The following is a 19,865-nucleotide window of genomic DNA, read 5'->3' on the forward strand; positions in this document are numbered from 1 at the left end:
GACCGGCAAGCCACTGTCCGCGCGCGCGAGGGCGGATATGCGCGGCCCCCTTTTCGTCCAGAGGATGCGGCACTCCGGCGAGTGGGAGAGACGAAGATGATGCTTGTGGAAGTGACGGCCCCCGCGGTCGAGGCGCTGCCCGTTGCCGGGCTGCGGGAGCACCTGCGACTGGGCACGGGGTTCGAGATGGCGGGGGATGCGGCCGAGACCGCGGCGCTGGCGGGGTTCCTGCGCGCGGCCATCGCCGCCATCGAGGCGCGCACCGGCAAGGTGCTGCTGGCGCGGCAGTTCCGGCTGCGGCTGGAGGAATGGCGCGACCCTTTGGGCCAGCCGCTGCCGCTGGCCCCGGTCGAGGCCGTCGAGCAGGTCGAGATCGCCGATGCGGCGGGCGTGGGGACGCCGGTCGATCCGGCGAGTTACCGGCTGGTGCCGGATGTGCAGCGGCCGATGCTGAAGCCGGTGGGGACGTTCTTGCCATCGGTTCCTGCGGGCGGCTTTGTCGCCATCACCTTCCGGGCGGGGTTTGGGACGGACTGGGCGCGGGTGCCCGCCGACCTGGCGCAGGCGGTGCTGCTGCTCGCCGCGCGCTATCACGAGGACCGCAGCTTCGAGGGCACGCAGGGCGCGATGCCCTTCGGGGTCAGCGCGCTGATCGAACGCTGGCGCTCGGTCCGGGTTCTGGGGGGGCGCGGCACTTCGCGCGGCCGGACATGAGCGCGCCGCGGCTGACGGTGCCGCTGGTCATCGAATCGCCGCTGCGGGAACCGGACGGGATGGGCGGCTTCACGCTGTCCTGGCAGGAGGTCGGGCGGATCTGGGCCGAGATGCGATCGGGCGCTGGGTCCGAGCGTTTCGCCGAGGTGGGGGCTCAGAGCGTGGTGATCTGGCGGATCACTGTCAGGGCGGCGCCGTCCGGCGATGCGCGCCGCCCGCGCCCCGAGCAGCGGCTGCGGCTGGGCGAGGGTGCCGCAGCCCGGCTTTTCCGCATCGAGGCGGTGGCCGAGAGCGACCCGCAAGGGCGCTGGCTGGTCTGCGTGGCGAAAGAGGAGGCGCCGGCATGAGCTATCTGGGGACGGCCGCGCTGCAGGCCGAGGTGTATCGGGTGCTGCGCGCGGATGCGGCGCTGCGCGCGCTGGTCGGCGACGCGATCTTTGACGCGATGCCGGTGGCGGCGCCGGCGGGCACTTATGTCTCGCTGGGTCCCGAGGAGGTGCGCGATGCGGGCGACATGACGGCGGCGGGGGCGGTGCATGATTTCGTCGTCTCGGTCCTGTCGGGGGCCGAGGCGGCGGGCGGTTTCGGCGCGGTCAAGGCGGCGGCGGTCGCGGTCAGCGAGGCGCTGGAGACGGCCGAGATGCAGCTTTCGCGCGGGCATCTGGCGGGGCTGTGGTTCCTGCGCGCCCGGGCGCGGCGGGCGGAAAACGGCGCGGGGCGACGGGTCGATCTGACCTTTCGCGCGCGCATCGACCTGGGTTGAGGAGAGACGGTGATGGCGGTGCAGAACGGACGCGACCTGCTGATCAAGATGGACATGACCGGCGACGGCCATTTCGAGACCGTGGCGGGGCTGCGGGCGACCCGGCTGGGCTTCAATGCCGAGACGGTGGACGTGACGAGCCTGGAGAGCGAGGGGCGCTGGCGCGAGCTGCTGGCGGGGGCGGGCGTGCGCTCGGCCAGCATCTCGGGGTCCGGGGTGTTCCGGGACGGGACCACCGACGAGCGGGCGCGGCAGGTGTTCTTTGACGGCGAGGTGCCGCGCTTCCAGGTGGTGATCCCGGATTTCGGCACCGTCGAGGGGCCGTTCCAGATCACCTCGCTGGAATATGCGGGCAGTTACAATGGCGAGGCGACCTATGAGATTTCCATGGCAAGCGCGGGCGCGATCAGCTTCGTCGCCTTCTGAGATGGTCAATCCGCTGGCGGGCGAGGTCGAGATTTTCCTCGACGGCCGGGCGCATGTGGCCAGGCTGACGCTGGGCGCCCTGGCCGGGCTTGAGGCGGAACTGGGCGCCGAGAGCATGATCGCGTTGGCCGAACGTTTCGAGGGCGGGCGGTTTTCCAGCCGTGACGTGATGGCGGTGCTGGTCGCGGGCCTGCGCGGCGGCGGCTGGCCGGGCGGCATGGCGGAACTGGCCGCGGCCGATCTGCGCGGCGGGCCGGTGGCCGCCGCCCATGCGGCGGCGGCGCTGCTGGCGCGGGCCTTCCGCATCGAGGGGACATGAGTGGCGGGCTGGACTGGCCGGGGCTTTTGCGCATGGCCCTTGGCCCCGTCCGGCTGGGCGGGCTGGGACTGACGCCGGAGCAGTTCTGGGTGCTGACCCCGGCGGAGCTGGCGCTGATGCTGGGCATCGAGCCGGGGCGCGGCGGCGCGATGACCCGCGACCGCCTGGCGGAACTGGTGGCGCGCTATCCCGACCGGCCGGCGACATGAACATCTGCAAGAAGGAGGTGCCGTCGTGGCGGACAAGGACGGATTCGACCGGCTGGACGAGGACGGGCCGGCCCTGGGCAAGGGCCTGGAGCAGAGCGCGCGGATGGTGGCGGAGTTCGACGCCGAACTGGCCCGGCTGCGCGAGTCGATGACCTATGCCAATCGCGAGGTGGGCACGCTGACCCAGGGTATCGGCAGCGGGCTGCGCCGGGCATTCGCAGGCTTGGTCTTCGACGGCATGAAGCTGTCGGACGCGCTGAAAGGCATCGCGCGCAGCATGGCGGACAGTGCCTTCGCCGTGGCGATGAGGCCGGTCGAGCAGGCGCTGGCGGGCGCCCTTGCGCAGGGTGTGAACGGCATGGTCTCGGCGGCGCTGCCCTTTGCGAATGGCGGGGCGTTCGCGCAGGGGCGGGTGATGCCCTTTGCCAAGGGCGGCGTGGTCAGCCAGCCCACCTTTTTCCCGATGCGCGGCGCGACCGGGCTGATGGGCGAGGCCGGGGCCGAGGCGATCATGCCGCTGCGTCGCGGGGCCGATGGCCGGCTGGGCGTGGCCGCAGCAGGCGGCGGCGGGCGGCCGTTGAACGTGACCTTCAACGTCTCGACCCCCGATGTGGCGGGATTCCAGCGCAGCCAGAGCCAGATCGCCGCGCAGATGGGCCGGCTGCTGGCGCGCGGGGAAAGGAACGGGTGAACCATGGCATTTCACGAGATCAGGTTTCCGGCGAATCTGTCCTTTGGTTCGGTCGGCGGGCCGGAACGGCGGACCGAGATCGTCGCGCTGACCAATGGCCACGAGGAGCGGCGCACGCCCTGGGCGCATTCGCGGCGCCGCTATGACGCCGGGCTGGGGCTGCGCTCGCTGGACGATGTGGCGGCGCTGATCGCCTTTTTCGAGGCGCGGGCGGGGCAGATGCACGGATTCCGCTGGAAGGACTGGGCGGATTGCAAGTCCTGCGCGCCGAGCGGCACGGTGAGTTTCCAGGACCAGGAGATCGGCACCGGCGACGGGGTGCGGCGGGAATTTGCGCTGCGCAAGGCCTATGCCTCGGGCCCGGCGCGCTATTGGCGGCCGGTGACGAAGCCCGTCGAGGGCACGGTGCTGGCCGGGATCGGCAATGTCGAGCGGCGCGCCGGGGTGGATTTCTCGGTGGACACGGCCTCGGGGGTGATCCGCTTTGCCGGCCCTCCCGAGGCGGGGGCGGTGGTCACGGCGGGGTTCGAGTTCGACGTGCCGGTGCGCTTCGACACGGATCGCATCGCGGTCTCGGTCGCCTCGTTCCAGGCTGGAGACTTGCCGCAGGTGCCGGTGGTGGAGGTGCGGCTATGACCGAGACGATTGCGCGGGCCTGGGCGGTCCAGCGCCGTGACGGGCTGGTGCTGGGCTTTACCGATCACGACCAGGCGCTGTCCTTTGACGGCATCGCCTTTCGCCCCGACAGCGGGCTGAGCGCGCGGGCGCTGGTGCAGGGCCTGGGCCTGTCGGTGGATAACAGCGAGGCGGCGGGCGCGCTGTCGGACGCGGCGATCACCGAGCGCGACCTGATGGCCGGTCGCTGGGACGCCGCCGATGTGCGGCTGTGGGAGGTGGACTGGGCCGATCCCGCCAACCGGCGGCTGATCTTTCGCGGCCATCTGGGTGAGGTGGCGCGCAGCGGCGCGGCCTTCCGGGCCGAGCTGCGCGGGCTGTCCGAGCCTTTGAACAAGGCGCAGGGACGGGTCTATCATCCGCGCTGCTCGGCGGCGCTGGGCGATGGGCAATGCCGGTTCGATTTGTCCAGGCCGGGTTATTCGGCCGAGGGCGCGGTGGTCCTGGAAGACGGCAGCCGGCTTATGCTGTCGGGGGTGACCGGGCATGATGCAGGCTGGTTCGAGCATGGCCAACTGCTGGTGCTGACGGGTGCGGCCCGGGGGCTGTCGGGTCTGGTCAAGGCCGATGCCGCCCTGCCGGGCGCGCGGCGCGAGGTCGAGCTTTGGACGGCGCTGGGTATCCGGCCTGCGGTGGGCGACCGGGTGCGGTTGTTGGCGGGCTGCGACAAGCGGGGCGAGACCTGTCGGATGAAGTTCCTGAACTATCCGAACTTCCGCGGCTTTCCGCATCTGCCGCCCGAGGATTGGCTGATCGCGCCCAAGGTGAACCGGTGAGTGCGGCGGTGGTGGCGGCGGCCCGGGCCTGGATCGGCACGCCCTATGTGCATCAGGGCTCGGTCAGGGGGGCGGGGACGGATTGCCTGGGGCTGGTGCGCGGCATCTGGCGCGAGTTCTTCGGCGCCGAGCCCGAGGCCATGCCGACCTATACCCCCGACTGGGGCGAGGTCGGCGGGGTCGAGCTGTTGCTGGGCGGCGCGGCGCGGTTCCTGCTGCCCGCGCCGGACGAGAGGCCGGGCGACGTGCTGGTCTTTCGCATGCGGGTCGGGTCCGTCGCCAAGCATATGGGAATATTGGTGGAAATCGGCGAGCAGGCCAGCTTCGTCCATGCCTATGACCGGCATGGCGTGGTGGAAAGCCCGCTCTCGGCACCGTGGCGCGCGCGGATCGCGGGCCGGTTCCGGTTTCCGCCGGTTTGAGGGAAAGGTGAGGCGCAATGGCGACGATACTGCTGTCGGCGGTCGGGGCATCGCTGGGTGCGGGCTTTGGCGGCACGGTTCTGGGGCTTTCGGGGGCCGTCATCGGCCGGGCCATCGGGGCGACGCTGGGGCGGGTCATCGACCAGCGCCTGCTGGGCGGCGGCTCGAAGGCGGTCGAGACGGGGCGCGTGGACCGGCTGCGCATCCAGACCGCGGGCGAGGGCACGCCGATCCCGCGGCTTTGGGGGCAGATGCGGGTGCCGGGCCATGCGATCTGGGCGGGTCCTTTGGTCGAGACGCGGCGCCGGCATGGCGGCGGCAAGGGCTCGGGGCCCAGCGTGACCGAGATCGGCTATCGGCTGAGCTTTGCGCTGGCGCTGTGCGAGGGGCCGATCCTGGGCGTGGGCCGCATCTGGGCGGATGGCGAGGAGATCTCTGCCGACGACCTGAACATGCGCGTCTATCCGGGCGACGAGGACCAACTGCCCGATCCGGCCATCGCCGCGCAGGAGGGCGATGCCGCTCCGACCTATCGCGGCATCGCCTATGTCGTCTTCGAGGATCTGGCGCTGGAGCGTTGGGGCAACCGGGTGCCGCAACTGTCTTTCGAAGTCACGCGGGCGGCGAAGGAAGGCCGGGGGCTGTCGCGCGAGGTGCAGGCGGTGGCGATGATCCCCGGCACCGGGGAATATTCGCTGGCGACCACGGCGGTCAGCTATGACCTGGGCCTGGGCGAGACGCAGGTGGTCAACCACAATACCCCGCTGGCGTCGAGCGATTTCCAGGCCTCGATGCGGGTGCTGGGGCGGGAATTGCCGAATGTCGGCTCGGTCTCGCTGGTGGTGTCCTGGTTCGGCGACGATCTGCGGGTCGGCGAATGCACGGTGCGGCCCAAGGTCGAGGACCTGTCGCGCGACGGGCGCGAGATGGCTTGGCGTGCGGGCGGCATCGGGCGTCAGGATGCGGCCGAGGTGGCGCGGGTGGGCGGCAGGCCGATCTATGGCGGCACGCCGGCCGACGGCGCGGTGATCGAGGCGTTGCGGGCGATCGCCGAGAGCGGACGCAAGGCGGTGTTCTATCCCTTTATCCTGATGGAGCAACTGGCGGACAATGGCCGGCCCGATCCGTGGAGCGGCGCGGCGCATCAGCCGGTCATGCCCTGGCGCGGGCGGATCACCACCAGCGTCGCGCCCGGCCGCACGGGCAGCCCGGCCGGCACGGCGGCGGCCGAGACGGAGGTGGCGCGGTTCTTCGGCACGGCCGAGGCGGGGGATTTCTCGCACGACGGCCGGACGATCCGCTATAGCGGGCCTGAGGAATGGTCCTATCGCCGCTTCATCCTGCATTACGCGCATCTTTGCGCGGCGGCGGGCGGCATCGACGCCTTCCTGATCGGCTCCGAGATGGTCGGACTGACGACGATCATGGGATCGGCGCATTCGTTCCCGGCGGTCGCGCAGCTCAGGCGGCTGGCGGCGGAGGTGCGCTCCATTCTGGGTGAGGGGGTCAGGATCGGCTATGCCGCCGACTGGTCGGAATATTTCGGCCATCACCCCGGCAACGGCGACGTGCATTTCCACCTGGACCCGCTTTGGGCGGATGAGAACATCGACTTCATCGGCATCGACAATTACATGCCGCTGTCCGACTGGCGCGAGGGCGAGGCGCATCTGGACGCGCATTGGGGGCGGATCGACGAGCCGGCCTATCTGCGCGGCAATGTCGCGGGGGGCGAGGGCTACGACTGGTATTACGCTAGCGAGGCCGACCGGCAGGCGCAGCGGCGCACGTCGATCCATGACGGCGCGCATCACGAGCATTGGGTCTGGCGCTACAAGGACATCCGCGGCTGGTGGCAGAACCGGCATCACGACCGCATCGGCGGGCTGCGGCAGGCGCAGCCGACGGCATGGGTGCCGGGCAGCAAGCCCGTCTGGTTCACCGAGATGGGCTGCGCGGCGCTGGACAAAGGCACCAATCAGCCGAACAAGTTCCTGGACGCGATGAGCTCGGAATCGATGCTGCCCTATTTCTCGGACGGGCGGCGCGACGACGTGATCCAGGCGGCCTATGTGCGGGCGATGACCGGGTTCTGGTCGGATCCGGCCAACAACCCGGCCCGCGCCGCGTTCGGCAGGACCGGGGCGGGGCGGATGGTGGACATGGCGCGCGCGCATGTCTGGTGCTGGGATGCGCGGCCCTATCCGGCCTTCCCGGCGCGCACCGACCTGTGGTCGGACGGCCCGGCATGGGAACGCGGGCACTGGCTCAACGGTCGCGCTGGTGCGGTGCCGCTGACCGATGTGGTGGCCGAGATCTGCCGCGAGGCGGGGGTGCGTGCCTTTGACGCCGAGGGGCTGCGGGGGTTGGTGCGCGGCTATGCGCTGTCCGGGGCCGAGACCGGTCGCGCGGCCTTGCAACCGCTGATGCTGGCGCATGGATTCGATGCCGTCGAGCGCGAAGGCGTCCTGCGCTTCGTCATGCGCAGCGCGCGGGTCGACGCAGATCTGGGACCGGACGACATGGCGCTGACCGATGAGGTCGAGGCGGTCGAGGTCTCGCGCGCCGCCGATGCCGAGATCGTCGGCCGCATCCGGCTGACCCATGTCGAGACCGGCGGCGATTATGCCGCGCGCACCGCCGAGACGATGATGCCGGGGGCCGAGTTCCTGCCGGTTTCGGACAGCGAGCTGGCGATGGCGCTGACGCGGGGCGAAGGTCGGGCGCTGGCCGAACGCTGGCTGTCGGAATCGGCGGTGGCGCGGGACGGGGTACGCTTTGCCCTGCCGCCCTCGCTGGGGCATCTGGGGCCGGGGGATGTGGTGCGGCTGGCCGAACCCGGCGTCGAGGCACGGCGCTGGCGCATCGACCGGGTCGAGCGGGCGGGCGCGATCACCGTCGACGCGGTGCGGGTCGAGCCGGGGGTCTATCGCCCGGCCCGGCTGATCGAGGGCGAGACGGCGCTGCGGCCCTTTGTGCCGCCGATCCCGGTCTGGCCGGTCTTCCTGGACCTGCCGTTGCTGCGAGGGGACGAGTCACCGCATGCGCCACATCTGGCGGTGACGGCGACGCCCTGGCCGGGGGCGGCGGCGATCTGGGTCTCGACCGAAGCGGCGGGCGGCTATGGGCTGAACATGACGCTGGACCAGCCGGCGATCATGGGTCGGACCGAAAGCCCGCTTTCGGCCGCGCGGCCCGGGGTCTGGGATCGCGGGCCGGCGCTGCGGGTCCGCGTCAAGGGCGGCACCCTGGAATCTGCGACGCCGGAGGCGCTGATGGCGGGCGCCAACCTGCTGGCGATCGGCGACGGTTCGGCCGAGGGCTGGGAACTGCTGCAATTCACTGACGCACGGCTGGTCGCGGCCGGGCTGTGGGAGATCTCGACCCGGCTGCGCGGGCAGGCGGGGACGGATGCCTTCATGCCGGAGGTCTGGCCCTCGGGCAGCGTGGTGGTGGTGCTGGACGGCGCGGCGCGGCAGGTGGAACTGGCACCCTCGGCCCGCAACCAGATGCGATATTGGCGTATCGGACCGGCGACGCGCGCGCCGGACGACCCGAGCTATCGCCATGTCGCCGCGGCGTTCCGCGGCGCCGGGTTGCGGCCGCTGTCGCCCTGTCACCTGGAACTCCGCGGCCGGGTCGCGACCTGGATCCGGCGGACCCGGGTGCAGGGCGATGGCTGGGACGGGCCGGACGTGCCGCTGGGCGAGGCGCAGGAGCGTTACGCGGCCCGGTTGGTTCGGGACGGGCAGGTGTTGGCCGAGGCCGTGCTGGCCGAGCCGCGCTGGGTGGTGCCGGAAGACAGCTGGTCCCGGGCCATGGCCGGAGGCGACTTCGCCGTCGAGGTCGCCCAGCTTTCAGACACGTTCGGGGCCGGGCCCCATGCAAGGAGGATGATCCATGCCTGAGAACACGACCGCCAATTGCGCGCTGCCGCTGTTGATGCCGGCGCAGGCGCAGAAACATGTCACGGTGAACGAGGCGCTGCTGCGGCTGGACGGGCAGGTCGATTTGGTCTTGCAGAGCCTGACCCGCACCACCCCGCCCGACACGGTGGTGGACGGGATGTGCTGGGCCGTGCCCCCGGGTGCGGTCAATGCCTGGGAGGGGCGGGGCGGTATGGTGGCCATCGGCGCGAATGGCGGCTGGATCTTTGTCCAGCCGCGCTTTGGCCGGCGCGCGGTCATCGCCGATCAGGGGGTGGGGGCGATCCATGACGGCACGGCCTGGGTGGCGGGTGCGGTCACGCTGGGCCAGCACGGCTCGGGCCTGCTGGCGCGACAATTGTCCGAGGAGGTGACGCTGGGCGCCGGCGCCTGGTTCGAGACCGCGATGGTCGTTCCGCCGGGCGGGCTGGTCATCGGGGCGACGGCGCGGGTGCTGCAGGCGGTCACCGGCAGTGCGAGTTCGTGGTCGCTGGGCACGGCGGGCAACGCTGACAGCCTGGCGCGGTTCGGGCAGGGGCTGGGCAAGGCGCAGGGTTCCTGGGCGCGGGGGGTGCTGTCGCCGCCCACCGCCTTCTGGGAGCCGGTGCCGCTGCGGCTGACCGCCATAGGCGGGCAGTTTACCGGCGGCCGGGTGCGCGTCGTGCTGCATTGGTGGGAGTTGCGGCTGCCGGACTGACGGTCTTTTCGCGCCCGTCGGTTTCCGCTAAACTTAAGGGGTGAAACCGACGGGCGCGCCTGAATGAACCTGCAGAAAGACATGATCGAGCCGCTTTCCGACGCTCGGGACGCCCCCCGCGATTCGGTCTGGGGGCGTATCCAGCGCGAGGCGCGGGTTGCCGTGCGCGACGAGCCGCTGCTGGGTGCGCTGATTCATGCCGGGCTGTTGCACCATGCCACATTCGAGGCGGCGCTGGCCTATCGCTTTTCGCTGAAGCTCGCCTCGCGCGAGATGAGCGAGCAGATCCTGCGCGAGATCGCCGACGACGCCTTTGCCCGGGCGCCGGAACTGTCGGCGGCGGCGCAGGCCGACCTGCTGGCGGTCTATGACCGCGACCCGGCGACGCATCGGCTGATGCAGCCGATCCTGTTCTTCAAGGGCTACCAGGCGCTGCAGGCCTATCGCATCGGCCATTGGCTGTGGCAGCAGGGCCGGCGCGACATGGCCTATTTCGTGCAGATGCGTTGCTCGGAAGTGTTCGGGGTGGACATTCACCCGGCAGCGGTGATCGGCACCGGCGTGATGATCGACCATGCCCATTCCATCGTCATCGGCGAGACGGCGGTGGTGGGCAACGATGTGTCGATGCTGCATTCGGTGACGCTGGGCGGCACCGGCAAGGAGGATGGCGACCGCCATCCCAAGATCGGCAACGGCGTGATGATCGGCGCTGGCGCCAAGGTGCTGGGCAATATCCGCGTCGGGCATCACTCGCGCATCGCTGCGGGTTCGGTGGTGCTGGCCGAGGTGCCGCCCTGCAAGACCGTCGCCGGGGTGCCGGCGCGGATCGTGGGCGATGCCGGTTGCTCGGAGCCATCGAACACCATGAACCAGCTTCTGGGTCACGAGGACCTGTTCTAGAGCTAGAGCCAGTCCGCGTTGCCGCTGCCGGTCAGCTCGGCCAGTGCGAGGTTTTCGCGTGCGAGCCGTTCGTCGAGTTCGCGCGCGATCTGCGCGGCAAGCGAGAAGCCCTGATAGACCAGCGCGGAATAGATCTGAACGGCCGCGGCGCCGGCGCGCAGCTTTTGCCAGGCCTGCTCGGCCGAGGCGATGCCGCCGACGCCGATCAGCGGCACCCGGCCCCGCGTCTCGCGGTAGAGCCGGGCGAGGATGCGGGTGGCGGGATCGAAAAGCGGCGCTCCGGAAAGGCCGCCGGTTTCACCGGCATGGGCCGAGACGAGGCCGTCGCGCGAAAGCGTGGTGTTGGTCGCGATGATTGCATCGACCGGCGCGGCAAGGGCCACGGCAGCGATGTCTGCGAGCGCGGCCTCGTCGAGGTCGGGCGCGATCTTGATGAACACGGGCGGGCGGTTCGGCAGCGCGTCGCGCGCGGCCAGCACGCCTTGCAGCAGCGCGGCCAGCGCCTGTGGCCCTTGCAGGTCGCGCAGCTTTTCGGTGTTCGGGGACGAGACGTTGACGGTCAGGAAATCGGCATGGGCGCCGGCAAGGCGCACGACCTCTGCGAAATCGGCGCTGCGGTCGGCGCTGTCCTTGTTCGCGCCGATGTTCAGCCCGACCGGGATTCCGGCGGGACGCCGGGCGAGACGTTCGGCGATGACCTGCGCACCGTCGTTGTTGAAGCCGAAGCGGTTGATGATGGCGCGGTCCTGGGTCAGGCGGAACAGGCGCGGCTTGGGATTGCCGGGCTGGGGGCGCGGGGTGGCGGCGCCGACCTCGACGAAGCCGAAGCCGGCGCGCATCAGCGCCGGCAGGGCGCGGGCGTTCTTGTCATAGCCGGCGGCGAGGCCGACCGGGTTCGGCAGGTCGAGACCGGCAAGGCGGGTGCGCAGGCGGTCCGAGGTGACGGGCTTGCCGGGCAGCGTCACCAGCCCGCGTTGCAAGGCGAGGATCGAGAGATCATGCGCGCGCTCCGGGTCGAGGCGATGCAGCGCAGCGAGGCCAAGCCGCTCGATGGGGTTCATGCCAGGTCTCCGGTCTCGTGGCCGTCGGGGCCGAGGGGCAGGGTGCGGCTCCAGAGCACATCGCCGGCCCGCAGCCTGCGGTAGAGATGCGGGAACAGGTCGCCGCCGCGGGAGGGTTCCCAGCGCAGGGCATCAAGCCCCTCGGTTTCGATGGCCAAGAGGTGCAGGTCGGGCTCGCCCGCGAAATGCTTGGCGAGCGTTTCGGGAAGCTGCGCGGCGGTGGACAGGTGGATATAGCCGTCGGCCAGGTCGACCGGCGCGCCGGCCGACCCTCCGTCGCGCAGGAATGCCTGATATTCGGGATCGCGGAAAATCTTGTAGGCCAGCATGGCCGGTTCATGCGTCGCGGTCCGGCCGCCGTCAAGCGCGAACCTTTGGCCGAGCACGATTGACGCAGGCGGGTGCATCGCCCAATCTTCCCCCGGTTCAGATATCCGTGACGAGAGGGATTGAGATGAAACGCTGGCTCCTGGTTACAGCGGCGGCGGTGGTGCTGTCTTCGGGCGCGGCGCAGGCGGATTACACGCTGCATGTGCTGCATATCAACGATTTTCACAGCAGGATCGAACCGATCAACAAGTATGACAGCACCTGCGATGCCGAGTCTCAGACAAAGAACGAGTGCTTCGGCGGCATCGCGCGCCTGGCCAGCAAGATCCGCGAGCTGCGCGAGCAGCTGAAGGCCGAGGGGCAGAACGTCGTCGTTCTGGACGCTGGCGACCAGTATCAGGGCAGCCTGTTCTATACGACCTACAAGGGCAAGGACACGGTCGAATTCATGAACGCTATCGGCTTCGACGCCATGGCGGCCGGCAACCATGAGTTCGACGACGGGCCTGGCGGCTTGCAGATCCTGGCCGAGGGGGCGAAGTTTCCGGTCGTCTCGGGGAACCTGGATCTCTCGCAATCGCCAGAGTTGAAGGGCAAGGTCGGCGACGCGCTGACCCTGGAGGTCGGCGGCGAAAAGATCGGCATCGTCTCGGCCTTGGCGATGGACACCCCCGAGACCGCCGCGCCCGGTGACAAGGTCATTTTCCAGGACGACATGGACAGCCTGAAAGCCGACGTGTCCGCGTTGACCGACGAGGGCGTGAACAAGATCGTCGCGCTGACCCATTCCGGCTACAAGCGCGACCAGGAATTCGCGGCCGAGGTCGCCGGGATCGATGCGGTCGTCGGCGGGCACAGCCACACGCTGCTGGGCGACATGGAGGGTGCCGAAGGGGCCTATCCGACCATGGTGAAGGGCGCGGACGGGGTCGAGGTTCCGGTGGCGACCGCCTATGCCTATGGCAAATATCTGGGCCATCTGGTCCTGACCTGGGACGACAATGGCAAGCTGGTCAAGGCTGAGGGCGCGCCAATCCTGCTGGATGCCTCGGTCGCGCCGGACGAGAAGCTGGCGGCGCGGGTCAAGGAGATGGCCGCGCCGATCGAGCAGCTCAAGCAGAAGCGGGTGGCCGAGATCAAAGCGCCGATCGACGGCAGCCGCAACAATTGCCGCGCCCGGGAATGCGAGATGGGCAACGTGGTGGCCGACGCCATGCTGGCGCGGGTCAAGGACCAGGGCGTCACCATCGCCATTCAGAACGGCGGCGGGCTGCGTGCCTCGATCCAGGCCGGAACGGTGACGATGGGCGACGTGCTGTCGGTGCTGCCGTTCCAGAACACGCTGTCGACCTTCCAGCTTAAGGGCGAGGATGTCCTCGCGGCGCTGGAGAATGGCGCGAGCCAGCTCGAGGAGGGAGCCGGGCGTTTTGCCCAGGTCGCGGGGCTGAAATACACCCTGGACCCGGCAGCGCCGCCCGGCAGCCGGATCGGCGATGTGCAGGTGCGCGACGGCACGAACTGGGTGGCCATCGACCCCAACGCGACCTATGGCGTCGTGTCGCAGAACTACATGCGTTCGGGCGGCGATGGTTACAAGGTCTTCGCCGAGAAGGCGATGAACGCCTATGATTTCGGGCCGGACCTGGCGGATGTGCTGGCGGAGTACCTTGCCAAACAGGGGCCGGAATTCGTGCCCAAGCTGGACGGCCGCATCACCGTCGAGTGAGATCGTCGGAAGCGGACAGGGCCGGGCATTGCCCGGCCTTTTTGCATATCAGGCCGGCGTCATGTCGGCAGGAAAGCGCGGGCGTTCTTCAGATGCCGCTGCAGCAGCCTGCGCGCCTCGTGTCCGCGGGGCAGGAGGCGGGCGGCGGCGGAAAGGCCGACCAGCGCCTGCGGTCCGGTCAGCAGCGATTCCGTCCAGATGCCCTCGGACAGCAGCAGTTCATGGCGGTCGAAGAGCAGGTGCAGGTAGCGGATGCCGCCGGCCGGCGCCAAAGCCCGGATGCCGGGCAGCGCGGTCAGGTGCTTGGCGGCAAGCAAGACCTCCTGGGCGCCAAACATGCGTTGCGCGATGAGCGAGCGGATCAGCACCCGATGCTGGGGCGAAACAAGGAGATCGCGTGCCGGCAGGTCCGGCCCCAGCGCCCCTCGGCCGATCCGGATCGGCCGGAGGTTGGGCTGCAGGTCCAGTTGCCCGGCCGTCAGTTGCGCGCCGCCGATCCAGCGCAGCGGCCGATATCCGTGATCGCGGGTCAGGATGGCATCGCCCGGCAGAAGCGACTCGACCGGCCTGGCGCCTCGGGCGGTGGCGATCAGTGTGCCAGGTGTGAAGCAGGGTGGCGCCTTTGCCGTCTGGTCATAGGCGATCGAGGTCTGGCCGAAGCCGATCTTGTAGCTGCCGACGAAGCTGTAGGTCGCGTCCTGACGGAATTGCGGCCAGTAGTCGCGGCCCTCCGCATCCTGCCGGATCTTCGGCACGATCAGGACGCTGTGCCGGCCGCCTGCTTCGATGGGATAGCCGCTGAGCGCGTAATCCACATGGGTCGGGAACGAGATGTAGAACTCGTTGCCATCAGCATCGCGCAGGATGGCGGCGTCCTGAAAGGATATGCGTTGGCCCGGGTCGAGATCATCCGGTGCGTGCGATGGGCCGAAACGGACGCTTTCCAGCAGGGACTGGCCGGTGTCGCTGCCGGGATCATCGTAGAAATTGCCGGAACCGCCGCGCGAGAGATAACCGAAGCGGGCGTCGTCATCCTCGATGCGGATCTCCCCCATCTGCGCCGCGTCGAGCCGGATGGAGCTGCGGTTCAGGAAGGGCAGGTATTTGTCCGAGCCGGCAGCGGAGGGATCGTTGTAAACTTGGGTGTCGAACGTTGCCGTCATGATCCGGTATTCCATGGATCCACCTGCACAATCATTGATTGTGTGTCAGATAGGATCACAATCGCAGGCCTATCAACTAAACATTAATTTGCCTGTCTCATTTGGCGTTTTCTGTATCGATGGCGCAACTTATGAGCGATTTGCAGGTTAAGATGTCAATCTTCGGGGGGGTCGCTGCCGATCTGGGGCAGGGCGGTGCGAAGGAAGTGTTCGAAATCGTCGAGGTCCACCGGCTCGAACTGTCCGAAGCCCTGCATCCAGACAGAGGCGCTGCGCAGCCCGTCGGGCTCGAGCTTGCACCAGATGATGCGGCCGCGACGCTCCTGCCGGATCAGCCCGGCGGCGGCGAGTACCGCGAGATGCTTCGAGATCGCCGCCAGGCTTACCTGGAAGGGTGCCGCCACATCCGTCACCGCCATGTCGTCCTCGAGCAGCATGCCGAGGATCGTTCGCCGCGTCGGATCGGCAAGGGCGGAGAAAATGGCGTCGAGGCTGGGTGGCTGCGCGGTCATCGGCTTTCGCTTAACTTCGCGGTTGAATATGCGGCGGATGCCCTGTCGACTGCAAGGCCGGGTTTTCGGAACGCAGGGCGTTTCCGCGACTATCGAAAAAACAACGGGTTACACGGTAGACCCCCTTGCTTGACTCGGCTGGCGCAAGCCCCTATCACCGCGCCAACCGATAACGGGGGTGTGAGCCGTGGCCGAGGACGACCATGACGCCGCGCGGACCCGGGACGCGGAGCGGTTGCGCGCGCTGGAGGCCCGGTTGGGCGAGAAGGCAGCCGACACGCCGGCCTCGCGCGCGGAAGAGCATTTCAGCCAGGCCAACATGGCCTGGCGCATGGTGACCGAGCTGGTGGCAGGATTGGCCCTCGGCTTCGGGATCGGGTTCGGGCTGGACTATCTGACCGGCCTGCGACCGGTCTTCATGGTGGTTTTCGTGTTGCTGGGCCTGATGGCCGGCATCAAGACCATGATGCGGACCGCGAACGAGATAGGCAAGGCACCGGGGCGCCCCGGCGACGACAAGGGTGAATGACGATGGCAGAAGAAGAAGCAGGTGGTCTGGTTTTCCATCCGATGGATCAGTTCGTCATTAAGCCGCTGTTTGGCGAAGGGCCGGTGAACTGGTACACGCCGACCAACGCGACGCTTTGGATGGCGCTGGCGGCGCTGGCAATCACCGCGCTTCTGGTCTTCGGCACCCGCGGTCGGGCCATCGTCCCCAACCGTGTCCAGTCCATCGCCGAGTTGCTTTACGGCATGGTCCGCAAGATGGTCGAGGACGTGACCGGCAAGGACGGGCTGAAATACTTCCCCTATGTAATGACGCTGTTCTGCTTCATCCTGTTCGCCAACTTCCTGGGCCTGCTGCCGAAAAGCTTCTCGCCGACCTCGCATATCGCGGTCACCGCGGTGCTGGCGGTGCTGGTCTTCGTCGGCGTCACCGTGCTGGGCTTCGTCAAGAACGGCGCACATTTCCTGGGGCTGTTCTGGGTCAGCTCGGCGCCGCTGGCGCTGCGCCCGGTGCTGGCGGTGATCGAACTGATCTCGTATTTCGTGCGGCCGGTCAGCCACTCGATCCGACTTGCCGGCAACATCATGGCCGGCCACGCGGTGATCAAGGTCTTTGCCGCCTTTGCCGCCGTTGCCGCGATCGCGCCGGTCTCGATCGTCGCCATCACCGCCATGTACGGGCTCGAGGTGCTGGTGTGCCTCATCCAGGCCTATGTCTTCACCATCCTGACCTGCGTCTATCTGAAGGACGCGCTGCATCCGGCGCACTGAGCCCGGCTGCAAGGTTAAAATCGAAACTCTTTCCAAAGCCTCAAGGAGCATGAATATGGAAAATCTGGGTCAACTGGGACAGTATCTCGGCGCCGGTCTGGCTTGCGTCGGCATGGCCGGTGCGGCCATGGGGGTGGGCAACGTTGCCGGCAACTACCTGGCGGGCGCGCTGCGCAACCCGTCGGCTGCCGCCTCGCAGACCGCCACGCTGTTCATCGGCATGGCCTTCGCGGAAGCCCTGGGCATCTTCTCGTTCCTGGTCGCGCTGCTGCTGCTGTTCGCAGTCTGATCCTTTGCCATCCTTGCGGTTGGGTGGGGGCCGTCCGGGCGCCCACCCGATTGTGAAACGACCGGCATGGGGTAGGATATGTTCAGCCTGTTGCAACAGACCGCGCCCGGCGTGGTCGAAGAATCTGAAACGGTGGTGATCACCGAATCCGTCGAAGCGGCGGGACATGGCGCCGATGCGGCCCATGCCGTGGCCGGTGCAGCGGATGCAGCCCATGGCGCGGCTGGCCATGCCGCCAGCGCCCCTGGCATGCCGCAACTGGATTTCACGACCTTCGGCAACCAGATCTTCTGGCTGCTGGTCATTCTGGCCGTGATCTATTGGGTGCTGTCGCGGATCGCGCTGCCGCGCATCAGCGGCGTTCTCTCGGACCGCCAGGGCGCCATTACCGGCGATCTGATGGCTGCCGAGGAATTCAAGCAGAAGGCCAAGGAGGCCGAGGCCGCCTATGACAAGGCGCTGGCCGACGCCCGCGCCGAGGCCCAGAAGATCGTCGCCGCCAACAAGGCAGAGATGCAGAAGGAACTCGACGCGGCCATCGCCCATGCGGATGCGGAAATCGGTGCCCGCTCGGCCGAGTCCGAGAAGCGCATCGGCGAGATCCGCGCCTCGGCCGTCGAGGATGCGCGCACCGTCGCCCGCGACGTGACTGCGGCGCTGGTAGAGAATTTCGGCGGCGCGGCCGACCAGAACCTGGTCAGCGAAGCGGTCGATCAGCGGCTGAAGGGGGTGCTGCAATGAAGCGTCTGAGCGTTCTCTTCGCCCTGATGGCGAGCCCGGCCCTGGCGGCTTCGGGTCCGTTCTTCTCGCTGCGCAATACCGATTTCATCGTCACGCTGGCCTTCCTGCTGTTCGTCGGCATCCTGGTGTATTTCCGGGTGCCGCAGATCGTCGGCGGCCTGCTGGACAAGCGCGCCGAGGGCATCCGCAACGATCTGGCCGAGGCCCGGCGCCTGCGCGAGGAAGCGCAGGAGATCTATGCGAGCTACGAGCGGCGCCAGCGCGAGGTCAAGACCCAGGCCGACGAGATCGTCGCCAATGCCAAGCGCGAGGCAGTGCTGGAGGCCGAGAAGGCCAAGAAGGCGCTGCAACTGTCGATCGAACGCCGGCTGAAAGCCGCCGAGGAGCAGATCGCCAGCGCCGAGGGCGATGCGGTCCGCGCCGTGCGCGACCGGGCGATCCAGACCGCGATCTCGGCCGCAACCGAGATCCTGGGCAAGCAGGCCACCGCCGAACAGCGCGCAGCCGGCATCGACAAGGCCATCGACGACGTGGCGCGCCGCCTGAACTGAAAACGGGCCGACAAGGCGCGACAAGGGACAGCGATACGAGGAACCCCCTTGGCAAAAGCCTCGGGGGTTTCTTGCATGTCCGGGCCCCGCGTCGTCGCCCTTCACCGCTTTCTGAATGCTAAGGGCACCGCTGCCGGGACCGCCGCTCGGTGGTTCCGGCGCCGGGGCATGAAAAAGGCCGGCGGCAGCGCCGCCAGCCCCTGCCTGTTTCCGGCCCGCCGCGGTCAGCGGGTCGGGATGATCAGGATTTCCACCCGGCGGTTCTGCGCCCGACCCGCCGCGCTGTCGTTCGAGGCGGCCGGCTGGCTCGAGCCGCGGCCGGTGGTGGTGACGCGGTTCGAGGACACGCCGCCGGCGGTCAGGATGCCCGCGACCGAACGCGCCCGGCGCTCGGACAGGTCCTGGTTATAGGCGGCCGAGCCGGTGCTGTCGGTATGGCCGACCACCTGGATGGTGCTGTTCGGATATTGGTTGAGGTTGCGGGCGATGATGTAGAGGTCGTTCTGGCCCTGCGCGCCCACAGCCGCCGACTCGGTGGCGAACAGCGTCGATTCCGGCATGGTCACCGACAGGTAGCTGCCATGGTTCACCACGCGGATGTTGGGGTTGTTCAGCGACTGCTGCAGCGCCTTCTGCTGCTGGTCGAGGATGGCGCCGCCGACGCCGCCAACGGCCGCACCGACGATGGCGCCTTTGATCGCGTCCTTGCCCTGATCGTTCTTGTCCTTGTCGCGGGTCGCGCCCAGGATGCCGCCGACCACGGCGCCGGCGATGGCGCCCTGCTGGGCGCGGTTCATCTGGGTTCCGCCCGTCGTCGGGTTGCCATAGGGATCGGTGGGGGCGCAGGCGGTCAGGGCGATGGCGCCGGCCGAGGCGATGAGCAGCGGAATACGGGTTTTCATTTTTTCACCTTTCTTTTCAGGGCGATCCACCGTCGCCTGTCCTTACGACTTGGCCGGAGAGTCCGGCTGCTGGTGCCCAAACAACGGGAACTTGGCATGAGTTCCACGGCAAGGCCAGAGAAAGGCGCGCAAAATTGCTGACGGCCTCTCACAATGCGGCGATGCTGCGGGGTGCGATGCTTGCGCCCTCGCGCGTCAGCAGGGCGCGCTTGACCGCCTCGCCCCAGTGATAGCCGCCGATGGCGCCGCCGGTGCGGGTGACGCGATGGCAGGGCACCGCCCAGGAGACCGGGTTCTGCCCGACCGCGGTGCCGACGGCGCGCAAGGCTCTGGGCCGGCCGATACGCTCGGCCAGCATGGCATAGCTGATGACCTGTCCGGCCGGCACCTGGGTCAGCGCCCGCCAGACCTGCAGCTGAAACTCGGTGCCGCCGAGCCGGACGGCGATCTCGCCCCGACCGCTCAGCAGCGTCTGGATCGCCGGAGCCAGGGCTTCGGGCGCCTCGACCACCTTGGCGCGGGGAAAGCGTGCGGTCAGATCGGCCTCGACCTGATCCTCGGGGGTGGGACCGGCGAAGCCCAGGGCCCAGAGCGTGCCGCCCGCGCCATAGGCGATCGCCGTGCCAAAAGGGGCCGGGAAGCGCCCGCGACAGAGCACGGCGCCCAGATCCTCGGCCGGTTGCGTCGTGATGGCGACGCGCAGCCCCGGTTCGGCCGGGGCAAGGGGAAAGAGCGTCCGTGTCATCTTGGCCTCGCTGCTGTTGCTGGCGGCAGAGTAGCGCGGCGGCGGG

General features: G+C 68.9%; 25 protein-coding genes. 19 read left to right on the plus strand and 6 right to left on the minus strand.

All coding sequences use genetic code 11. The annotated features are described in order from the left end of the window. The first annotated feature begins 96 nt into the window (after positions 1 to 96). The 13 genes from ACFOMP_RS08095 (at position 97) to cysE (ending at position 10,521) form a co-directional block, all read left to right on the plus strand. On the plus strand, positions 97 to 714 hold the full coding sequence (locus ACFOMP_RS08095; protein ID WP_379029329.1) for a head-tail connector protein: 618 nt from the start codon (positions 97 to 99) through the stop codon (positions 712 to 714). After that, entirely contained in the window at positions 711 to 1,061 is a 351-nt protein-coding gene (locus ACFOMP_RS08100) for a head-tail adaptor protein (RefSeq protein ID WP_289895751.1), read from the plus strand. Before ACFOMP_RS08095 ends, ACFOMP_RS08100 begins: the two co-directional genes overlap by 4 nt. After that, positions 1,058 to 1,477: a DUF3168 domain-containing protein gene (locus tag ACFOMP_RS08105; protein ID WP_379029332.1), complete on the plus strand. Its 420-nt coding sequence runs from the start codon at positions 1,058 to 1,060 to the stop codon at positions 1,475 to 1,477. Before ACFOMP_RS08100 ends, ACFOMP_RS08105 begins: the two co-directional genes overlap by 4 nt. 12 nt (positions 1,478 to 1,489) lie before the next feature. Beyond that, positions 1,490 to 1,903: a phage major tail protein, TP901-1 family gene (locus ACFOMP_RS08110; RefSeq protein ID WP_058097454.1), complete on the plus strand. Its 414-nt coding sequence runs from the start codon at positions 1,490 to 1,492 to the stop codon at positions 1,901 to 1,903. A gap of 1 nt (position 1,904) precedes the next feature. Beyond that, complete coding sequence (locus tag ACFOMP_RS08115; RefSeq protein ID WP_379029335.1) at positions 1,905 to 2,222, plus strand: gene transfer agent family protein; 318 nt, start codon at positions 1,905 to 1,907, stop codon at positions 2,220 to 2,222. Then, positions 2,219 to 2,431 (plus strand): phage tail assembly chaperone, encoded by a 213-nt coding sequence (locus tag ACFOMP_RS08120; RefSeq protein ID WP_379029338.1) that lies wholly within the window; start codon positions 2,219 to 2,221, stop codon positions 2,429 to 2,431. The genes ACFOMP_RS08115 and ACFOMP_RS08120 overlap by 4 nt, the downstream gene beginning before the upstream one ends. A 25-nt stretch (positions 2,432 to 2,456) precedes the next feature. Then, a complete protein-coding gene (locus ACFOMP_RS08125) occupies positions 2,457 to 3,122 on the plus strand; it encodes a phage tail tape measure protein (RefSeq protein ID WP_379029341.1) in 666 nt (221 codons plus the stop codon). 3 nt (positions 3,123 to 3,125) lie between these two features. Continuing rightward, positions 3,126 to 3,758, plus strand: coding sequence for a DUF2460 domain-containing protein (locus ACFOMP_RS08130; RefSeq protein ID WP_289895746.1), 633 nt, complete (start codon positions 3,126 to 3,128; stop codon positions 3,756 to 3,758). Continuing rightward, positions 3,755 to 4,573, plus strand: coding sequence for a DUF2163 domain-containing protein (locus ACFOMP_RS08135; protein ID WP_379029344.1), 819 nt, complete (start codon positions 3,755 to 3,757; stop codon positions 4,571 to 4,573). The genes ACFOMP_RS08130 and ACFOMP_RS08135 overlap by 4 nt, the downstream gene beginning before the upstream one ends. After that, complete coding sequence (locus tag ACFOMP_RS08140) at positions 4,570 to 4,995, plus strand: NlpC/P60 family protein (RefSeq protein ID WP_379029347.1); 426 nt, start codon at positions 4,570 to 4,572, stop codon at positions 4,993 to 4,995. Before ACFOMP_RS08135 ends, ACFOMP_RS08140 begins: the two co-directional genes overlap by 4 nt. Before the next feature lie 17 nt (positions 4,996 to 5,012). Continuing rightward, complete coding sequence (locus ACFOMP_RS08145) at positions 5,013 to 8,903, plus strand: baseplate multidomain protein megatron (protein ID WP_379029350.1); 3,891 nt, start codon at positions 5,013 to 5,015, stop codon at positions 8,901 to 8,903. Next, positions 8,896 to 9,618, plus strand: coding sequence for a DUF2793 domain-containing protein (locus ACFOMP_RS08150; protein WP_379029354.1), 723 nt, complete (start codon positions 8,896 to 8,898; stop codon positions 9,616 to 9,618). Before ACFOMP_RS08145 ends, ACFOMP_RS08150 begins: the two co-directional genes overlap by 8 nt. Positions 9,619 to 9,681: 63 nt before the next feature. Next, complete coding sequence (gene cysE / locus ACFOMP_RS08155) at positions 9,682 to 10,521, plus strand: serine O-acetyltransferase (protein WP_289895741.1); 840 nt, start codon at positions 9,682 to 9,684, stop codon at positions 10,519 to 10,521. 2 nt (positions 10,522 to 10,523) lie between these two features. On the opposite strand, the gene ACFOMP_RS08160 is transcribed toward cysE, so the two are convergent. Both ACFOMP_RS08160 and ACFOMP_RS08165 read right to left on the minus strand, forming a co-directional pair. Continuing rightward, positions 10,524 to 11,582 (minus strand): quinone-dependent dihydroorotate dehydrogenase, encoded by a 1,059-nt coding sequence (locus ACFOMP_RS08160; RefSeq protein WP_379029357.1) that lies wholly within the window; start codon positions 11,580 to 11,582, stop codon positions 10,524 to 10,526. Beyond that, positions 11,579 to 11,911 carry a DUF952 domain-containing protein gene (locus ACFOMP_RS08165; RefSeq protein ID WP_289895739.1) on the minus strand — a complete coding sequence of 111 codons (333 nt, stop codon included), beginning with the start codon at positions 11,909 to 11,911 and terminating at the stop codon, positions 11,579 to 11,581. Before ACFOMP_RS08165 ends, ACFOMP_RS08160 begins: the two co-directional genes overlap by 4 nt. Before the next feature lie 125 nt (positions 11,912 to 12,036). Here ACFOMP_RS08165 and ACFOMP_RS08170 point away from each other — a divergent pair, with 125 nt between their 5' ends. After that, entirely contained in the window at positions 12,037 to 13,638 is a 1,602-nt protein-coding gene (locus ACFOMP_RS08170; protein WP_379029360.1) for a bifunctional metallophosphatase/5'-nucleotidase, read from the plus strand. A 59-nt stretch (positions 13,639 to 13,697) separates the two neighbouring features. Here the strand turns inward: ACFOMP_RS08170 and ACFOMP_RS08175 are convergent, their stop codons facing one another. Together ACFOMP_RS08175 and ACFOMP_RS08180 are read right to left on the minus strand one after the other, a co-directional pair. Further along, a complete protein-coding gene (locus ACFOMP_RS08175; protein WP_379029363.1) occupies positions 13,698 to 14,816 on the minus strand; it encodes a Hint domain-containing protein in 1,119 nt (372 codons plus the stop codon). 140 nt (positions 14,817 to 14,956) lie between these two features. Next, complete coding sequence (locus tag ACFOMP_RS08180; protein ID WP_379029366.1) at positions 14,957 to 15,313, minus strand: ArsR/SmtB family transcription factor; 357 nt, start codon at positions 15,311 to 15,313, stop codon at positions 14,957 to 14,959. A 187-nt stretch (positions 15,314 to 15,500) separates the two neighbouring features. Between ACFOMP_RS08180 and ACFOMP_RS08185 the strand changes: the two genes are divergently transcribed. From ACFOMP_RS08185 to ACFOMP_RS08205, 5 genes are all read left to right on the plus strand, one after another. Further along, positions 15,501 to 15,842 carry an AtpZ/AtpI family protein gene (locus ACFOMP_RS08185; RefSeq protein ID WP_379029369.1) on the plus strand — a complete coding sequence of 114 codons (342 nt, stop codon included), beginning with the start codon at positions 15,501 to 15,503 and terminating at the stop codon, positions 15,840 to 15,842. 2 nt (positions 15,843 to 15,844) lie between these two features. Continuing rightward, complete coding sequence (locus tag ACFOMP_RS08190; protein ID WP_289895734.1) at positions 15,845 to 16,591, plus strand: F0F1 ATP synthase subunit A; 747 nt, start codon at positions 15,845 to 15,847, stop codon at positions 16,589 to 16,591. Between the two features lie 55 nt (positions 16,592 to 16,646). Beyond that, entirely contained in the window at positions 16,647 to 16,880 is a 234-nt protein-coding gene (locus ACFOMP_RS08195; RefSeq protein ID WP_010394077.1) for a F0F1 ATP synthase subunit C, read from the plus strand. A 78-nt stretch (positions 16,881 to 16,958) separates the two neighbouring features. Further along, entirely contained in the window at positions 16,959 to 17,621 is a 663-nt protein-coding gene (locus tag ACFOMP_RS08200) for a F0F1 ATP synthase subunit B' (protein ID WP_379029374.1), read from the plus strand. After that, positions 17,618 to 18,172 carry a F0F1 ATP synthase subunit B gene (locus tag ACFOMP_RS08205; protein WP_289895732.1) on the plus strand — a complete coding sequence of 185 codons (555 nt, stop codon included), beginning with the start codon at positions 17,618 to 17,620 and terminating at the stop codon, positions 18,170 to 18,172. The genes ACFOMP_RS08200 and ACFOMP_RS08205 overlap by 4 nt, the downstream gene beginning before the upstream one ends. 224 nt (positions 18,173 to 18,396) lie before the next feature. Here the strand turns inward: ACFOMP_RS08205 and ACFOMP_RS08210 are convergent, their stop codons facing one another. Continuing rightward, a complete protein-coding gene (locus ACFOMP_RS08210; protein WP_289895731.1) occupies positions 18,397 to 19,074 on the minus strand; it encodes an OmpA family protein in 678 nt (225 codons plus the stop codon). 148 nt (positions 19,075 to 19,222) lie between these two features. Beyond that, positions 19,223 to 19,819, minus strand: coding sequence for a methylated-DNA--[protein]-cysteine S-methyltransferase (locus ACFOMP_RS08215; RefSeq protein ID WP_379029378.1), 597 nt, complete (start codon positions 19,817 to 19,819; stop codon positions 19,223 to 19,225). Positions 19,820 to 19,865 lie beyond the last annotated feature (46 nt).

The sequence above is a fragment of the Paracoccus simplex genome (genome assembly GCF_042648325.1).
In the GTDB taxonomy this organism is placed as follows: domain Bacteria; phylum Pseudomonadota; class Alphaproteobacteria; order Rhodobacterales; family Rhodobacteraceae; genus Paracoccus; species Paracoccus simplex.

Bases quoted from the DNA above. Each gene is read 5' to 3' on its own strand.
- ACFOMP_RS08095 (WP_379029329.1), top strand. From the start codon at position 97: ATGATGCTTGTGGAAGTGACGGCCCCCGCGGTCGAGGCGCTGCCCGTT.
- ACFOMP_RS08100 (WP_289895751.1), top strand. From the start codon at position 711: ATGAGCGCGCCGCGGCTGACGGTGCCGCTGGTCATCGAATCGCCGCTG.
- ACFOMP_RS08105 (WP_379029332.1), top strand. From the start codon at position 1,058: ATGAGCTATCTGGGGACGGCCGCGCTGCAGGCCGAGGTGTATCGGGTG.
- ACFOMP_RS08110 (WP_058097454.1), top strand. From the start codon at position 1,490: ATGGCGGTGCAGAACGGACGCGACCTGCTGATCAAGATGGACATGACC.
- ACFOMP_RS08115 (WP_379029335.1), top strand. From the start codon at position 1,905: ATGGTCAATCCGCTGGCGGGCGAGGTCGAGATTTTCCTCGACGGCCGG.
- ACFOMP_RS08120 (WP_379029338.1), top strand. From the start codon at position 2,219: ATGAGTGGCGGGCTGGACTGGCCGGGGCTTTTGCGCATGGCCCTTGGC.
- ACFOMP_RS08130 (WP_289895746.1), top strand. From the start codon at position 3,126: ATGGCATTTCACGAGATCAGGTTTCCGGCGAATCTGTCCTTTGGTTCG.
- ACFOMP_RS08135 (WP_379029344.1), top strand. From the start codon at position 3,755: ATGACCGAGACGATTGCGCGGGCCTGGGCGGTCCAGCGCCGTGACGGG.
- ACFOMP_RS08145 (WP_379029350.1), top strand. From the start codon at position 5,013: ATGGCGACGATACTGCTGTCGGCGGTCGGGGCATCGCTGGGTGCGGGC.
- ACFOMP_RS08150 (WP_379029354.1), top strand. From the start codon at position 8,896: ATGCCTGAGAACACGACCGCCAATTGCGCGCTGCCGCTGTTGATGCCG.
- cysE (WP_289895741.1), top strand. From the start codon at position 9,682: ATGAACCTGCAGAAAGACATGATCGAGCCGCTTTCCGACGCTCGGGAC.
- ACFOMP_RS08160 (WP_379029357.1), bottom strand. From the start codon at position 11,582: ATGAACCCCATCGAGCGGCTTGGCCTCGCTGCGCTGCATCGCCTCGAC.
- ACFOMP_RS08165 (WP_289895739.1), bottom strand. From the start codon at position 11,911: ATGCTGGCCTACAAGATTTTCCGCGATCCCGAATATCAGGCATTCCTG.
- ACFOMP_RS08170 (WP_379029360.1), top strand. From the start codon at position 12,037: ATGAAACGCTGGCTCCTGGTTACAGCGGCGGCGGTGGTGCTGTCTTCG.
- ACFOMP_RS08175 (WP_379029363.1), bottom strand. From the start codon at position 14,816: ATGGAATACCGGATCATGACGGCAACGTTCGACACCCAAGTTTACAAC.
- ACFOMP_RS08180 (WP_379029366.1), bottom strand. From the start codon at position 15,313: ATGACCGCGCAGCCACCCAGCCTCGACGCCATTTTCTCCGCCCTTGCC.
- ACFOMP_RS08190 (WP_289895734.1), top strand. From the start codon at position 15,845: ATGGCAGAAGAAGAAGCAGGTGGTCTGGTTTTCCATCCGATGGATCAG.
- ACFOMP_RS08195 (WP_010394077.1), top strand. From the start codon at position 16,647: ATGGAAAATCTGGGTCAACTGGGACAGTATCTCGGCGCCGGTCTGGCT.
- ACFOMP_RS08200 (WP_379029374.1), top strand. From the start codon at position 16,959: ATGTTCAGCCTGTTGCAACAGACCGCGCCCGGCGTGGTCGAAGAATCT.
- ACFOMP_RS08205 (WP_289895732.1), top strand. From the start codon at position 17,618: ATGAAGCGTCTGAGCGTTCTCTTCGCCCTGATGGCGAGCCCGGCCCTG.
- ACFOMP_RS08210 (WP_289895731.1), bottom strand. From the start codon at position 19,074: ATGAAAACCCGTATTCCGCTGCTCATCGCCTCGGCCGGCGCCATCGCC.
- ACFOMP_RS08215 (WP_379029378.1), bottom strand. From the start codon at position 19,819: ATGACACGGACGCTCTTTCCCCTTGCCCCGGCCGAACCGGGGCTGCGC.